At 64.2% G+C, this 15,526-nt stretch carries 15 protein-coding genes; 14 read left to right on the top strand and 1 reads right to left on the bottom strand.

What is annotated here, in order from left to right; all coding sequences use genetic code 11:
- Positions 1-20: 20 nt before the first annotated feature.
- Both aroB and aroQ read left to right on the top strand, forming a co-directional pair.
- Positions 21-1,130, top strand: coding sequence for a 3-dehydroquinate synthase (gene aroB, locus CPI83_RS15105; RefSeq protein ID WP_020907694.1), 1,110 nt, complete (start codon positions 21-23; stop codon positions 1,128-1,130).
- A complete protein-coding gene (gene aroQ / locus CPI83_RS15100) occupies positions 1,127-1,555 on the top strand; it encodes a type II 3-dehydroquinate dehydratase (RefSeq protein WP_003944916.1) in 429 nt (142 codons plus the stop codon). Before aroB ends, aroQ begins: the two co-directional genes overlap by 4 nt.
- Positions 1,556-1,642: 87 nt before the next feature.
- Here the strand turns inward: aroQ and CPI83_RS15095 are convergent, their stop codons facing one another.
- Positions 1,643-2,251 carry a B-4DMT family transporter gene (locus tag CPI83_RS15095; protein WP_019748369.1) on the bottom strand — a complete coding sequence of 203 codons (609 nt, stop codon included), beginning with the start codon at positions 2,249-2,251 and terminating at the stop codon, positions 1,643-1,645.
- 111 nt (positions 2,252-2,362) lie between these two features.
- Here CPI83_RS15095 and CPI83_RS15090 point away from each other — a divergent pair, with 111 nt between their 5' ends.
- From CPI83_RS15090 to mihF, 12 genes are all read left to right on the top strand, one after another.
- On the top strand, positions 2,363-3,457 hold the full coding sequence (locus tag CPI83_RS15090) for a Xaa-Pro peptidase family protein (RefSeq protein WP_097387379.1): 1,095 nt from the start codon (positions 2,363-2,365) through the stop codon (positions 3,455-3,457).
- Positions 3,458-3,491: 34 nt separating this feature from the next.
- Positions 3,492-4,055, top strand: coding sequence for an elongation factor P (efp, locus tag CPI83_RS15085; RefSeq protein WP_003944958.1), 564 nt, complete (start codon positions 3,492-3,494; stop codon positions 4,053-4,055).
- Entirely contained in the window at positions 4,056-4,553 is a 498-nt protein-coding gene (gene nusB, locus CPI83_RS15080; protein WP_007728014.1) for a transcription antitermination factor NusB, read from the top strand.
- Positions 4,554-4,726: 173 nt separating this feature from the next.
- Positions 4,727-5,368 carry a bifunctional pyr operon transcriptional regulator/uracil phosphoribosyltransferase PyrR gene (pyrR, locus tag CPI83_RS15075; RefSeq protein WP_020907698.1) on the top strand — a complete coding sequence of 214 codons (642 nt, stop codon included), beginning with the start codon at positions 4,727-4,729 and terminating at the stop codon, positions 5,366-5,368.
- Positions 5,365-6,309 (top strand): aspartate carbamoyltransferase catalytic subunit, encoded by a 945-nt coding sequence (locus CPI83_RS15070; protein ID WP_003944883.1) that lies wholly within the window; start codon positions 5,365-5,367, stop codon positions 6,307-6,309. The genes pyrR and CPI83_RS15070 overlap by 4 nt, the downstream gene beginning before the upstream one ends.
- The gene (locus tag CPI83_RS15065; RefSeq protein WP_007728012.1) at positions 6,306-7,643 is read left to right on the top strand and encodes a dihydroorotase; all 1,338 of its coding nucleotides are present in this window, start codon (positions 6,306-6,308) and stop codon (positions 7,641-7,643) included. Before CPI83_RS15070 ends, CPI83_RS15065 begins: the two co-directional genes overlap by 4 nt.
- A gap of 6 nt (positions 7,644-7,649) precedes the next feature.
- Positions 7,650-8,231, top strand: a complete 582-nt coding sequence (locus CPI83_RS15060) for a hypothetical protein (protein WP_020907699.1) — start codon at positions 7,650-7,652, stop codon at positions 8,229-8,231.
- Positions 8,228-9,403 (top strand): glutamine-hydrolyzing carbamoyl-phosphate synthase small subunit, encoded by a 1,176-nt coding sequence (gene carA, locus CPI83_RS15055; protein WP_003944927.1) that lies wholly within the window; start codon positions 8,228-8,230, stop codon positions 9,401-9,403. Before CPI83_RS15060 ends, carA begins: the two co-directional genes overlap by 4 nt.
- Complete coding sequence (carB, locus tag CPI83_RS15050; protein ID WP_019748372.1) at positions 9,403-12,759, top strand: carbamoyl-phosphate synthase large subunit; 3,357 nt, start codon at positions 9,403-9,405, stop codon at positions 12,757-12,759. Before carA ends, carB begins: the two co-directional genes overlap by 1 nt.
- Complete coding sequence (gene pyrF, locus CPI83_RS15045; protein ID WP_021332968.1) at positions 12,756-13,577, top strand: orotidine-5'-phosphate decarboxylase; 822 nt, start codon at positions 12,756-12,758, stop codon at positions 13,575-13,577. The genes carB and pyrF overlap by 4 nt, the downstream gene beginning before the upstream one ends.
- Positions 13,578-13,634: 57 nt before the next feature.
- Complete coding sequence (locus tag CPI83_RS15040; protein WP_232816752.1) at positions 13,635-14,834, top strand: glycosyltransferase 87 family protein; 1,200 nt, start codon at positions 13,635-13,637, stop codon at positions 14,832-14,834.
- A gap of 369 nt (positions 14,835-15,203) precedes the next feature.
- Positions 15,204-15,524: an integration host factor, actinobacterial type gene (gene mihF / locus CPI83_RS15035; RefSeq protein WP_003944825.1), complete on the top strand. Its 321-nt coding sequence runs from the start codon at positions 15,204-15,206 to the stop codon at positions 15,522-15,524.
- Positions 15,525-15,526 lie beyond the last annotated feature (2 nt).

Raw genomic sequence — 15,526 nt, 5'->3', positions numbered from 1 at the left:
CGGAGCGGAGTAGTGGAGCAGTGACCGAACCCGTACGTGTAGAGGTGAAGACCGCAAGTCCCTACCCGGTCGTGATCGGCCGCGGCCTGCTCGGTGACCTTGTTGCCGAGTTCGACGGCGCGCGCACTGTCGCGATCTTCCATCAGCCGCCGCTGGCAGAGACCGCGGAGGCTGTACGGGCTGCGTTGGCGGAGAAGGGAATCGACGCTCACCGCATCGAAATCCCCGACGCCGAGGACGGTAAGGATCTTGCCGTCGCGGGCTTCTGCTGGGACGTGCTCGGCCGAATCGGCCTGACTCGCAGCGACGCGATCATGAGCTTGGGCGGGGGAGCGGCGACCGACCTCACCGGCTTCGTCGCGGCTACGTGGATGCGTGGTGTCAAGGTTGTTCACGTCCCCACCACTTTGCTCGCGATGGTCGACGCAGCAGTGGGCGGCAAGACCGGTATCAACACCGAAGCGGGCAAGAACCTCGTCGGTTCGTTCCACGAGCCGGGAGCGGTGTTCATCGATCTCGCGACGCTCGAGACTGTGCCGCACAACGAGATCGTTGCAGGCATGGCCGAGGTCATCAAGACCGGATTCATCGCCGACCCGGTGATCCTGGACCTCATCGAAGCCGATCCCAAGGCTGCTCTCGATCCGTCGGGAACTGTTCTGCCCGAGCTGATTCGGCGCTCCGTCGAGGTCAAGGCCAAGGTCGTGGCCGCGGATCTGCGCGAGTCGGATCTGCGCGAAATCCTCAACTACGGCCACACCCTCGGCCACGCGATCGAACGTCGTGAGCGCTACAAGTGGCGCCACGGTGCTGCCGTCTCCGTCGGGCTGGTCTTCGCTGCCGAACTCGGACGGCTCGCGGGCCGACTCGACGACGCCACCGCCGATCGTCACAAGTCGATCCTCGATCTCGTCGGGCTGCCGACGTCGTACGACGGTGATGCGTTCGGCGATCTGATGAAGGGAATGCAGACCGACAAGAAGAACCGTGCCGGGCTGCTCCGTTTCGTGGTCCTCGACGGCCTCGCCAAGCCGGGCCGCCTCGAAGGGCCGGATCCGAGCCTGCTGGTCGCGGCGTACTCGGCGATCGCCCGTGATCCCAGGCCGGCCGGCGGAACGGTCCTGCTGTGAGGATCAACGTCGTCAACGGACCCAATCTGGGGCGTCTGGGTAAGCGTCAGCCCGAGGTCTACGGCGCGACCACACACGACGATCTGATCGAATTGTGCGTCGCGGCAGGTAAGGAGCTCGGCGTCGAGGTGATCGTCCGTCAGAGCGATCACGAAGGCGATCTGCTCGGTTGGATCCACGACGCGGCGGACGCGGGGGAACCGGTGATCCTCAATGCCGGTGGCTTGACGCACACGTCGGTGGTCCTGCGAGATGCATGCGCCGAACTGACCGCAGGTCTCGTCGAGGTGCACATCTCGAACGTTCATGCGCGAGAAGAGTTTCGGCACCATTCCTACCTGAGTCCGATTGCGACCGGCGTGATCGTCGGACTCGGCGTCGCCGCGTATCCGCTGGCGATCAGGTTCCTCGCCGAGCGAGGCTGAACGAGGGAAGTCGAAAAGCCGACCACACGAATGCGGCCCCGAGGAAAATTTCCTCGGGGCCGCATTCGATTGTGTAGACGGCGGGCGTTACTGCTCGCGCTTGCCCAGATCGATCGCTGGGAAGACCGCGGTATCGGCGTCGGATTCCTCGACGGACATGGCGGCTCCGCTGTATGCGTGCTGCTCGGTGGGGGAGTCGTAGCCCTCGCTGACGGGCACCGGTTCGTGGTGACGCTCGTGGGACGGGGTCTGCGGAGCGGTTCCGTTCTTGCGCTGCTCACGACTGACGAAGAAACGTCCGACGGTGATGGCGATCATGGCAGGGACGAAGATGAGAAGGATCGTGAACGCCGCACCGGAGGTCACCTCGAAGAACAAGCCCTGCTGAGTGAGTTCGAGGGAGGGGACCAGGCTGAGTGCCCAGCTGGCAGCGCCGGCGACGAATCCGCCGACCAAAGCAGCTTTGAGCCACAGCATGGTCAGATCGGCGCCGTCCTCGGGTTCGGGGAAGTTTCGGCGGTCGCGAATGCCGTCGATACCACCCCAGATCGCGGCGAAGACGATGACGATCAACAGGGACAGCCAGCGCAGGGTGGACCCCTGAAGTGGCCACTGTGCGATTGCTGCACCGAGCAACGCACGAAACACAACATGTATCAGGGCCATGCCGAGGCCACGTACCAACCACGCATTCATGGGTACAGCCTAACTAGAACCCATTACACCTTGTGGCCTAACCCACACTTATTGCTGTAACCGTGAGTTTCGAGTTGATCGGCAGGTCTGCGAGGGCGGTAGGTTCGAGGGATGCCGGTCGACTTCAGAACACGCCGTGAATCCCTCAGACGCCTCCTCGCGGAGCGCGAACTCGACGCGATTCTCGTCACAGATCTCCTCAACATCAGGTACCTCACCGGTTTCACCGGTTCCAATGCTGCGCTCGTCGTCAGTGCGTCCGATTCGGAGTCCGACGAACGCGCGACGGTGATCTGCACCGACGGTCGTTACGTGACGCAGGTGGCGGAGCAGGTTCCGGACCTGCGCGCTGAAATCGCCCGTTCGAGTGCTGCGCACTTGATCGAGAAGTCGACGATGCCCGTTCTCGCGTTCGAGTCACACGTCGCGACGTTCGCCGAACATCGCGCATGGACCGAGGCAGCACCGAAGATCCGGTTCGAACCGGTGAGTGGACTCGTCGAACAGTTGCGCATGGTCAAGGACGAGCACGAGGTGGACTTGTTGCGCGCCGCATGCACTTCAGCCGATGTCGCGTTGGCGCAGTTGATCGCTCGCGGCGGTCTGCGACCTGGCCGAACCGAACGAGAGGTCGGTCGTGAACTGGAAAACCTGATGCTCGACAACGGCGCAGACGGTATTTCCTTCGAGACGATCGTGGCGGCAGGCGTCAACTCGGCGATTCCGCATCACCGACCGACCGACGCGATCCTGGCGTCGGGCGACTTCGTGAAACTCGACTTCGGCGCACAGGTCGGTGGGTACCACTCGGACATGACCCGGACGTACGTGCTCGAGTCCGTTTCCGATTGGCAACGGGAGATTTACGAACTCGTCGCGCGGTCACAAGCTGCCGGTTGCGATGCCCTCGCTCCGGGTGTCGAATGTGCGGCCGTGGACGCCGCCGCCCGTTCGGTGATCGACGATGCAGGCTACGGCGAGTTGTTCCTGCACGGCCTCGGCCACGGTGTCGGCCTCGAAATCCACGAAGCACCGGGAATCGGCAAGCTCGGCACCGGTACACTTCTTTCCGGCGCGGCGGTGACCGTCGAGCCGGGCGTGTACTTCTCCGGGCGCGGAGGTGTACGGATCGAGGACACGCTCGTTGTTCGTGAGCAGGGGCCAGAGCTGCTCACACTGACCGCAAAAGACCTTACCGTCGTCTGAGACGGTTTCCCGACCCCTAGGAGACGCGAAGCAAGTGGCTTCCACCAGTGATTTCAAGAATGGTCTGGTTCTGCAGATCGAAGGCCAGCTGTGGACGATCATCGAGTTCCAGCATGTCAAGCCCGGCAAGGGCCCTGCCTTCGTGCGCACCAAGCTCAAGAACGTGCTCTCGGGCAAGGTAGTGGACAAGACGTTCAACGCCGGTGTGAAGGTCGAGACCGCCACGGTCGACCGTCGTGACATGACCTACCTGTACCACGACGGCAGCGACTACATCTTCATGGACGGCGACACCTACGACCAGGTGTCGATCAGTGAATCCACCGTCGGCGACCAGTCGCGTTTCCTGCTCGAGAACATGGCCGTCCAGGTCGCGACCCACGAAGACGTTCCCCTCTTCGTCGAGCTTCCGGTCACGGTCGAGCTCGTCGTCAAGCACACCGATCCGGGCCTGCAGGGCGACCGCTCCACCGGCGGCACCAAGCCTGCCACCCTCGAGACCGGTGCCGAGATCAACGTGCCGCTCTTCATCAACACCGGTGACAAGCTCAAGGTCGATTCCCGTGACGGCAACTACCTCGGGCGTGTGAATTCCTGAGTGTCCGGCACACATAAGAAACTCGGTGCACGCCACAAGGCGCGCAAGCGTGCCGTCGACTTCCTCTTCGAAGCCGAGGCACGTGACCTCGATCCGGTCGCGCTCGCATCGGAGCGTTCCGATCTGTCCGTCAAGGACGACGCGGTAGCACCCGTCGCGGCCTACACCGTCACGTTGGTGTCCGGCGTCGCGGAGAATCTGGACCGGATCGATCAGGTCATCTCCTCGCATCTGCAGGATTGGACGCTCGAGCGTCTGCCCGCCGTCGACCGTGCGATTCTGCGTATCGCCGTGTGGGAGCTCTTCCATGCGACGGACGTTCCGCCGGTTGTCGCCGTGGACGAGGCCGTCGAACTCGCGAAGCAGCTCTCGACGGACGACTCTCCGGGATTCGTCAACGGAATCCTCGGTCAGGTCGTTCTCGTTGCGCCGCAGGTTCGATCGGCTGCAGCTGCGACCTCGCAGCGCGCGCAGGAATCGGATTCGGGTACCGAGTAGCAAGTTCTGTTCCACCACCGCCGTGCGAGTGTCACCGTGCGCGTTGTGTGTCTGCACACAACCGGTCGAAGTCGCTGCTCGCACGGCGGGATCAGGTCTGTCGGCTGATAGGGTGGGGACCGTCAGACATCCTTTAACGATCCGTCCAGTGAGGCGGAGAAGGAGGTCGCTGTATGAGCGTGCCCGAAGGGTCTCGCCCATCCGATCTTGCAGGTCCAGGCAGCGCCAAGGCATCCGCTGGTGCCGAGGCAAGTAGTGAGACCCGTGAATTGTTGTCCGCCCAGGATGTGGGCCGGACCATCGCGCGGATCGCTCACGAGATCATCGAGAAAACCGCACTCGACGGACCCGAGGGAACAGCCCCTCGTGTGGTCCTGATCGGCATCCCGACGCGCGGAACCACCCTCGCCACGCGACTGCGCGCCAAGATCGAAGAATTCTCCGGTGTGCGTCTTCCCATCGGATCTCTCGACATCACGCTCTACCGTGATGATCTCCGCACCAAGCCGCATCGCCCGCTCGAGCGCACGTCCGTCCCCGAAGGTGGCGTCGACAATGCTCTGGTCGTCCTGGTGGACGATGTCCTCTTCTCCGGTCGCACCGTGCGCTCCGCCCTCGATGCGTTGCGCGATCTCGGTCGCCCCCGGGCCGTCCAACTCGCAGTGCTGGTCGATCGCGGTCATCGCGAACTGCCGCTGCGCGCCGACTACGTCGGCAAGAACGTCCCGACCGCGAGGTCAGAAGACGTCAAGGTTCTCCTCCAGGAACACGACGGCAGGGAAGCGGTAGTCATCTCCGGAGGTAAGAGCGCGTGAAGCACCTTCTTTCCATCGCGGACCTCGATCGTGAGTCCGCGGTAGAACTTCTCGACGAGGCAGAACGCTTCGAGCAGGCGCTGCTGGGCCGCGAAGTACGCAAACTCCCGACGCTGCGCGGACGCACGGTCATGACGGTGTTCTTCGAGAACTCGACGCGCACCCGGGTGTCCTTCGAGGTGGCCGGTAAGTGGATGAGCGCGGACGTCATCAACGTCAGCGCATCGAGTTCCTCGGTGTCCAAGGGCGAATCCCTGCGCGATACCGCGATGACCCTGCGCGCGGCCGGTGCTGACGCCCTCATCGTGCGGCATCCGGCTTCGGGTGCCGCCCATCAGATCGCCAAGTGGACCGGAGCGGCCGACGACGGTGGCCCGGCAGTCATCAACGCAGGTGACGGCACGCATGAGCATCCAACTCAGGCGCTTCTCGACGCTTTGACCCTTCGCCAGCGCCTCGGCGACATCGAGGGCAAGCGGATCGCGATCGTCGGCGACATTCTGCACAGCCGTGTGGCCCGGTCCAACGCGCTGCTGCTCTCGATGCTCGGCGCGGAGGTCGTCTTGGTGGCGCCTCCGACACTGCTGCCGGTCGGCGCGCACACGTGGCCGGTCACGGTCTCGCATTCGCTCGACGCCGAACTGCCCGGACTCGACGCGGTGCTGATGCTGCGGGTTCAGGCCGAACGCATGAACGGCGGCTTCTTCCCTTCGCAGCGCGAGTACTCGATCAACTACGGCCTGTCCGAGAAGCGACTGGCGATGCTGGCCGACCACGCGGTGGTCTTGCACCCCGGTCCGATGCTGCGCGGCATGGAGATCGCATCCGCCGTCGCCGATTCCTCGAAAACTGCTGTACTGCAACAGGTTACCAACGGCGTACACATGCGCATGGCTGTCTTGTTCCGACTGCTGGTCGGGTCGGAGGACGGTGCGCTGTGACCAGAAACGAGAACGGAGAATCACCCGTGAGTGTCCTGCTCCGCGGAGTCCTGATCTACGGAGAAGGTGAGCCCACCGACGTACTCGTCGGCGACGGCACGATCCTCGAGATCGGCGTGGACCTCGATCCGGCCACGGCATCCGAGGTGATCGATGCCGGCGGGCAGATCCTGCTTCCCGGCTTCGTGGACCTGCACACCCATCTACGTGAGCCTGGTCGCGAAGACACCGAGACCATCGAAACCGGAAGCTCCGCGGCCGCTCTGGGTGGATACACCGCGGTCTTCGCGATGGCGAACACGAGCCCCGTCGCCGATTCGGTGGTCATCACCGATCACGTCTGGCGACGCGGACAGGAAGTCGGCCTCGTCGACGTCCACCCCGTCGGCGCAGTCACCGCAGGCCTGGAAGGCAAGCAGCTCGCCGAGATGGCGACCATGGCCGCAGGCGTCGGCAAGGTCAAGATGTTCTCCGACGACGGTCACTGCGTCTACGACCCACTGATCATGCGTCGCGCGCTCGAATACTCCAGCTCACTGGGCGTCCTGATCGCGCAGCACGCGGAAGAACCGCGTTTGACGGTCGGTGCGGTCGCCCACGAGGGCCCCACGGCCGCGCGTCTCGGCCTGGCCGGATGGCCGCGAGCAGCCGAAGAATCGATCGTGGCCCGTGACGCACTGCTCGCGCGTGACGCCGGCGCCCGCGTTCACATCTGCCACGCATCCACCGCCGGAACCGTCGAACTCGTGAAGTGGGCTCGCAGCCAAGGGATTTCGATCACCGCCGAGGTCACCCCGCATCACCTGCTCCTCGATGATTCACGTCTCGAGACGTACGACGCGATCAACAAGGTCAACCCGCCGTTGCGTGAGGCCAGCGATGTTGCTGCCCTGCGCAAGGGTCTGGCCGAGGGCATCATCGACTGCGTCGCGACTGACCATGCACCGCACGCCGAGCAGGACAAGTGCTGCGAATTCGCGGCCGCCCGCCCCGGAATGCTCGGCCTCGAGACCGCGCTCTCGATCATCGTGCAGACGATGGTCCAGCCCGGCCTGTTGGACTGGCGCGGTGTTGCGCGGGTCATGAGCGAGCGCCCGGCGGCGATCGTCGGACTCGACGATCAAGGCCGTCCCATCGAGGTGGGGGAGCCCGCCAACCTGACATTGGTCGATCCGTCGGCCGAGTGGACGGTCCACGGACCCGACCTGGCGAGTGTCGCGCATAACACTCCGTACGAGTCGATGACATTGCCCGCACGGGTCACGACCACACTGTTACGTGGCCGCATCACCGCACACGACGGGAATGTGCGGCTGCGGAGTAGCGAGGAGTAGCGCGTCATGGACAGAGCACTGTGGATCATCGGTCTGGCGATCTTCTGGGTCGCGATGATCGGCCTGATGTACGTCGGTTGGCGTGGACGCGCTCGACGCCAGAAAGACAAGATCGGCGAACTGCCGACGGTACCGGCAACCCTGGGTGAACTGCTCGTCCTGCCGACCACCGGCCTGTACGTCGGTAGCACCATCGCACCCAGTTGGCAGGACCGCATCGCCGTCGGCGACCTCGGTTTCCGCGCCACCTGCGAGATCAGCCGCTACAGCGGCGGAATTCTGGTCGAGCGTGACGGTGCGTCGGCCATCTGGATTCCGGAGAAGTCGATCCGCGCGATCCGCACGGAGAACGGTCTTGCCGGCAAGGTCATGAGCAAGGACGGCGTCCTGGTGATTCGCTGGGAATTGCCGAGCGGAACCGAGATCGACACGGGCGTGCGCGGTGACGACAAGACGGTTTATCCGGACTGGGTCAAGCCGGTAACTGCTTCGAACAAGACTGCTTCGAACAAGACTGCCTCGAACAAGACGAATGACAACGAAGACGCAAGCTCTGGCGACATCGAGCAGAACGGAAAGAACGCATGAGCGGCTTTGGCAACAGCCCCGCAGTACTGGTCCTCGAAGACGGACGGGTGTTCCGCGGAACCACCTTCGGTGCGGTTGGACAGACCCTGGGCGAAGCGGTGTTCAGCACCGGCATGACCGGCTACCAGGAAACGCTCACCGATCCCAGCTACCACCGCCAGATCGTGGTCTCCACCGCGCCGCAGATCGGCAACACCGGCTGGAACGACGAAGACGACGAGTCGGTCGGACCGACCGGCGAGAGTGCCGGCGCCAAGATCTGGGTTGCCGGGTACGTCGTTCGTGACCCCTCGCGCGTCACCTCGAGCTGGCGTGCAACCGGTTCGCTGCAGGCCAAGCTCGAAGAGCAGGGCATCGTCGGAATCGCCGGGATCGACACTCGTGCCCTGGTTCGCCACCTGCGTACTCGCGGTTCGATGAAGGCAGGCGTCTTCTCCGGTGAAGCCATCGCCGCCGATGACGAACTGGTCCGACGGGTTCAGGATCAGCCGACCATGCTCGGCGCCGATCTTGCCGGTGAAGTCAGCACCACCAGCGGCTACGTCGTCGAGCCGAAGGGCGGGGAGGCGCTGTACACGGTTGCCGCCATCGACCTCGGTATCAAGACCAACACCCCGCGTATGTTCGCCGAGCGCGGTATCCGCGTCCACGTGTTGCCGTCCAATGCGAGTCTCGAACAGATCCTCGACCTGAAGGCCGACGGAGTGTTCCTCTCCAACGGTCCCGGTGACCCGGCCACCGCCGACGGCGCAGTGCACCTGACAAAAGAGGTCATCGGACAGGGCTTGCCGCTGTTCGGTATCTGCTTCGGCAACCAGATCCTGGGCCGCGCACTCGGCCTGAGCACGTACAAGATGAAGTTCGGCCACCGCGGCATCAACATCCCGGTGATCGAGCATCAGACGGGTCGCATCGCGATCACCGCGCAGAACCACGGCTTCGCACTCGAAGGTGAAGCCGGCCAGGAATTCGACACCCCGTTCGGTCGCGCCGTGGTAAGCCACACCTGCGCCAATGACGGAGCCGTCGAAGGTGTTCGCCTGCTGGACGATTCGGCCTTCTCGGTGCAGTACCACCCGGAGGCGGCAGCCGGCCCGCACGACGCTGCGTACCTCTTCGACCGCTTCACCAGCCTGCTCTCCGCACGGAAAGAAACCGGAGTCAAGAACTAATGCCACGCCGTACAGATCTCAAGCACATCCTGGTAATCGGCTCCGGTCCGATCGTCATCGGTCAGGCCTGTGAGTTCGACTACTCGGGCACCCAGGCTTGCCGCGTCCTCCAGGAGGAGGGCCTGCGCGTCAGCCTGGTCAACTCCAACCCGGCCACCATCATGACGGACCCCGAGTTCGCCGACGCCACGTACGTCGAGCCGATCACGGCCGAGTTCCTCGAGAAGGTCATCGCCAAGGAAGCGTTGCAGGGCAACAAGATCGACGCCGTCCTCGCGACGCTCGGCGGTCAGACCGCTCTCAACGCCGCTGTGGCGCTGCACGAGCAGGGCATCCTCGAGAAGTACGACGTCGAGCTGATCGGCGCCGACTTCGACGCCATCCAGCGCGGCGAGGATCGCCAGAAGTTCAAGGACATCGTCGCCAAGGTCGGTGGCGAATCCGCGAAGTCCGCAGTTTGCTACACGATGGACGAAGTACACGCCACGGTCGCCGAACTCGGTTACCCGGTTGTCGTGCGTCCGTCCTTCACCATGGGCGGCCTCGGTTCCGGCATGGCGTACGACGTCGACGATCTCAACCGCATCGCCGGTGGCGGTCTGGCCGCGTCGCCGACGGCGAACGTCCTGATCGAGGAATCCATCCTCGGCTGGAAGGAATACGAACTCGAGCTGATGCGCGACAGTCGCGACAACGTCGTGATCGTCTGCTCCATCGAGAACGTCGACCCGGTCGGTGTCCACACCGGAGACTCGGTCACCGTCGCTCCCGCGATGACGCTGACCGACCGCGAGTACCAGGCGATGCGCGACCTCTCCATCGATATTCTGCGTGAGGTGGGCGTCGACACCGGCGGCTGCAACATCCAGTTCGCGATGGACCCGAAGGACGGCCGCCTGGTTGTCATCGAGATGAACCCGCGCGTTTCCCGCTCGTCGGCGCTGGCGTCGAAGGCGACCGGTTACCCGATCGCCAAGATGGCCGCCAAGCTTGCCATCGGCTACACGCTCGACGAGATCGTCAACGACATCACCAAGGAAACCCCGGCTTGCTTCGAGCCGACACTCGACTACGTCGTCGTCAAGGCTCCGCGGTTCGCTTTCGAGAAGTTCCCCGGTGCCGACGGAACCCTGACCACCACGATGAAGTCGGTAGGCGAGGCCATGAGCATCGGCCGCAACTTCACCGAGGCTTTCGGCAAGGTCATGCGTTCACTCGAGACCAAGCGTGCGGGTTACTGGACCGGCGCCGACATCGAGACGGAGAGCCTGGACGCCCTGCTCGCCGATCTGAGCGTTCCGCAGGACGGCCGCATGTACGGCATCGAGAAGGCATTCGCCCTCGGCGCAACTGTCGAGCAGCTCTTCGACGCCACCAAGATCGATCCGTGGTTCCTCGACCAGTTCCAGCAGATTCACGAGCTCGGTGAAAAGCTTCGCGCTGCAGAGTCTTTCGACGAGGCTGCCCTGCGTCAGGCCAAGTACCACGGCATCTCGGACCGCCAGATCGCGGCTCTGCGCCCCGAACTCGGTGGTGACACGCACGCAGGTGAGGACGCCGTTCGCGCTCTGCGTGATCAGCTGGGCGTGCGCCCCGTCTACAAGACCGTCGACACCTGCGCCGCAGAGTTCGAGGCCAAGACGCCGTACCACTACTCGACCTACGAGCTTGATCCCGAGGCCGAGTCCGAAGTTGCTCCGCAGACCGAGCGACCCAAGGTTCTGATCCTCGGATCCGGCCCCAACCGCATCGGCCAGGGCATCGAGTTCGACTACTCGTGTGTCCACGCTGCCCAGACGCTGTCCGAAGCCGGGTACGAGACCGTCATGGTCAACTGCAACCCCGAGACCGTCTCCACGGACTACGACACTGCTGATCGCCTGTACTTCGAGCCGCTGACATTCGAGGACGTCTTCGAGGTCTACCGCGCGGAGGCGCAGTCGGGCACCGTTGCCGGCGTCATCGTCCAGCTCGGCGGCCAGACCCCGCTCGGATTGGCGAAGCGCCTCGAAGCTGCCGGCGTTCCCATCGTGGGAACCAGCCCCGCAGCCATCGACCTGGCGGAGGACCGCGGCGAATTCGGTCGCGTGCTCACCGAAGCCGGTCTGCCTGCCCCGAAGTTCGGTACCGCCACCACGTTCGACGGCGCCCGCGAGATCGCAGCAGGCATCGGCTACCCGGTGCTGGTGCGTCCGTCGTACGTGCTCGGTGGACGCGGCATGGAGATCGTCTACGACGAGGCTTCACTCGCCGACTACATCTCGCGTGCCACGGAGATCTCCGACGATCGTCCGGTCCTGGTCGACCGCTTCCTCGAAGACGCGGTCGAGATCGACGTCGACGCTCTGTGCGACGGCACCGAGGTGTACCTCGGCGGCGTCATGGAGCACATCGAGGAAGCCGGCATTCACTCCGGTGACTCGGCGTGTGCGCTCCCGCCCATCACTCTGGGCCGGGCGGATCTCGAGAACGTCCGCCGCTCCACCGAGGCTCTCGCAAAGGGCATCGGCGTCAAGGGCCTGCTCAACGTCCAGTACGCACTCAAGGACGACATCCTCTACGTGCTGGAAGCAAATCCCCGCGCCAGCCGTACGGTTCCGTTCGTCTCCAAGGCGACGGCCGTCCAGCTGGCCAAGGCATGCGCCCGCGTCATGCTCGGCGAATCCATCGCCGACCTGCGCGCAAGCGGCATCCTGCCGGCGACCGGCGACGGTGGAAACACCCCGGCCGGTGCACCGATCGCGGTCAAGGAAGCTGTGCTGCCGTTCAACCGCTTCCGCCGCGCCGACGGTACCGGCGTGGATACCTTGCTCAGCCCGGAAATGAAGTCCACCGGTGAAGTCATGGGAATCGACTTCGACTTCGGTACGGCTTTTGCCAAGTCGCAGACTGCCGCCTACGGGTCGTTGCCCACCACAGGCGCGGTGTTCGTCTCGGTCGCCAACAAGGACAAGCGTTCGCTGATCTTCCCGGTCAAGCGCCTGGCAGATCTCGGATTCACCATCCTTGCCACCGAAGGAACCGCAGATGTGTTGCGGCGCAACGGTATCGAGTGTAAGCAGGTGTACAAGCAGTCGGGTGAGGATGTTCCGGCCGGTGCCGAGACCATCGTCGACCAGATCCGCAGCGGCGAGGTCGCCATGGTCATCAACACCCCGTACGGCAACAACGGTCCGCGTGTCGACGGCTACGAGATCCGAAGCGCAGCAGTCGCGTCGAACATCCCGTGCATCACGACGGTCCAGGGCGCCTCGGCCGCCGTGCAGGGCATCGAAGCGGCCATCCGCGGCGACATCGGAGTTCACTCCCTGCAGGAACTGCACGCAGGTCTTCGTCAGCCGGCACAGCAGTCGTGAGTCACAGTTGGGGGCATCGTCTCCGGTCCGCGATCGCGGACCGGGGGCGGCTGTGCGTCGGTATCGACCCGCATCCCGCGCTTCTCGACGCGTGGGGACTGCCACGTACCGCCGAAGGTCTGGAGACTTTCGCCGAGATCTGCGTCGAGGCCTTCACCGGTGAGGTTGGACTCGTCAAACCTCAGGTTGCGTTCTTCGAGGCGTACGGAAGCGCCGGCTTCGCCGTGTTGGAGCGGACCATCTCGGTTCTTCGCGATGCTGGAACGCTTGTCGTCGCGGACGCCAAGCGCGGTGACATCGGTTCGACGATGGACGCGTACGCGCAAGCCTGGTTGGGTGATTCGCCGTTGGCCTCCGACTCGGTCACCGTTTCGCCGTACCTGGGATTCGGGGCGTTGGCTCCGACACTCGAACTGGCAAGGCAGAACGCACGCGGGATCTTCGTGCTGGCGCGAACCTCCAATCCGGAAGGCGGCGTACTTCAACAGTCGTCGGCCGACGGTGTGAGCGTGGCTCAGTCGATCGTCAACGCTGCGGTCGACGCGAACGCCGACGGACGCGACACCGTCGGACTGGTGGTCGGTGCAACTCGGGACCACGGTCTGGACCTGTCGCAGTTCAACGGCCCGATTCTCGCTCCGGGGCTCGGCGCGCAGGGTGCGACGGCAGCGGATCTCGCAGACATCTTCGCGGGATCGACCGAGCTCCTGCTGCCGAACACTTCCCGTGGGGTGCTCAAGCATGGTCCTTCGGTATCGGCACTTCGGGAGGCAGCAATGCGTGACCGAGACGAGATCGAAGCCGCATTGGCGCACTGATCCGTGAGTGACCTCGAGGCTCGTTCGAGCGGTGGAACCCGGTGGTACCGTCCGTCGGTGAATCGTTGGTGGCAGATCGGACTTCTCGTCGCGGCGTGCGCGCTGCTCGCCACCGGGTTCCAATCCGTCACCGGCGTACACGGCGACGATCTCGCCGTGTACCGGACGGCAGGTCAAGCCGTCCTCGACGGCTCGAACCTGTACGACGAGTCGTTCAACGCGAGACTGCCGTTCACTTATCCGCCCTTCGCTGCGCTCGTCGCCGTTCCGGTCGCCTTGGGTTCCTGGGGTGCGGTCCAGTGGGGATGGAGTTTCGTCAGCCTCCTGATGCTGGCCGCGATCATCGTGCTCAGCTATCGCGAGGTCCCGTTCACACGTAGGCGGCCCGTCGTCGTCTACGTGGGTTTCCTGGTCCTGTGGACGGCGGCATCGCCGATCTCCGATCACCTCGGGTACGGGCAGGTCGGGTTGTTCCTGACACTCCTGTGCCTGATCGACGTGCTGGCTCGACCACGGTGGATTCCCGAGGGTGTGCTGGTGGGGATCGCCGGGGCCGTCAAACTGGTGCCTCTCGTCTACATCGGTTACTACGTGATCACCGGGCGTTGGAAAGCGGTTGCGGGCGCCCTCGCCGGCTTCCTCGGCGCCACGGCACTCGGCTTTGCCGTTCTCCCGCGCCAGACGATCGACTACTTCGGTGACATCGCCTCACTCTCGGGGCGCGTCGCGGTCGGTGACCCGTCTGTGTTCGGTAACCAGTCCGTGCGTGGAATGGCCTTACGGCTACTCCCCGAGGGCCTGGTGGGTCCGGCATGGCTCGTCGCCTGTGCAGTGTTGGGTGTCCTCGGAATTGTCGCGACGCGGCGCGCTCAGCGCCTGCGAGGTGATCTTGCCGGTTTCACGGTGGTGGCTCTGCTGGCGGCAATCGTGACTCCCATTGCCTGGACCCACCACTTCGTGTGGTTGGTGCCGGCGGTGGGTGTGCTCCTCGTTCCGATCAAGTCGGGCGTGGGGGAGGACACCCGATCGGTACCCGCGTGGTCCTGGATCGCGATCGGCCTCACCGCTGCGGTCGTGCTGTTTCGGCTTCCTCGGGTCGGCGCGGACATGGATATCCCGGTCGTCGGCTTCGTCCTGGAGAATTCATTGCTCTGGGCGAGCCTCGCGGTAGTACTCGCTCTGGCCGCCCCCGGCGTGAGCCGCACCGAACCGGACACGGTCGATGCCGACGATCCGAAATCGTCGATGCCGACCTGAAAACAGGCCGCGACACGCGCATGGGCGTCGAAAATGCTCGAAATTTTTGGATGTGTCGGCGACCACGTTCATTCCCGCAGGTAACGATTTCGCACACACGCATGGGGACGTCGCACCCGATGTATCGAAATGCTTTGTGTTACAGTCTATTTCGGTACTGTACGCACGTTCGTGTTGCGTCGAATCCGTCTCGATCCAGCCGAAAACGGCGACGATGTGTGACATCGATTCGACGCGCATAACCCACCGCGATCTGCATCGGACCGCGGGGGGTGGGTTAGCAATTCGCGCCAGGCGTGAGTACGGTCGCTATCGCTGCTGGTTATCAGCGGAATAGACAAAATTTGCACACGACGAGACGGAGGAACCGTGGCCCTTCCCCAGTTGACTGATGAGCAGCGCGCTGCTGCTTTGGAGAAGGCAGCTGCTGCCCGCAAGGCCAGGGCTGAGCTCAAGGAGCGCCTGAAGCGTGGCGGCACCGACCTCAAGCAGGTCCTCAAGGACGCCGAAGACAACGAAATCTTGGGCAAGATGAAGGTTTCGGCACTGCTCGAGGCGCTGCCCAAGGTGGGCAAGGTCAAGGCTCAGGAGATCATGACCGAGCTGGAGATTGCACCGACCCGTCGCCTTCGTGGCCTCGGTGATCGGCAGCGCAAGGCTCTGCTCACCAAGTTTGACTTCGAGGCCTGAGC

The organism is Rhodococcus sp. H-CA8f (assembly GCF_002501585.1).
GTDB classification, from domain to species: domain Bacteria; phylum Actinomycetota; class Actinomycetes; order Mycobacteriales; family Mycobacteriaceae; genus Rhodococcus_F; species Rhodococcus_F erythropolis.
Note: the sequence above shows the minus strand (reverse complement) of the source record. Positions and strands in the feature narration are given on the sequence as shown.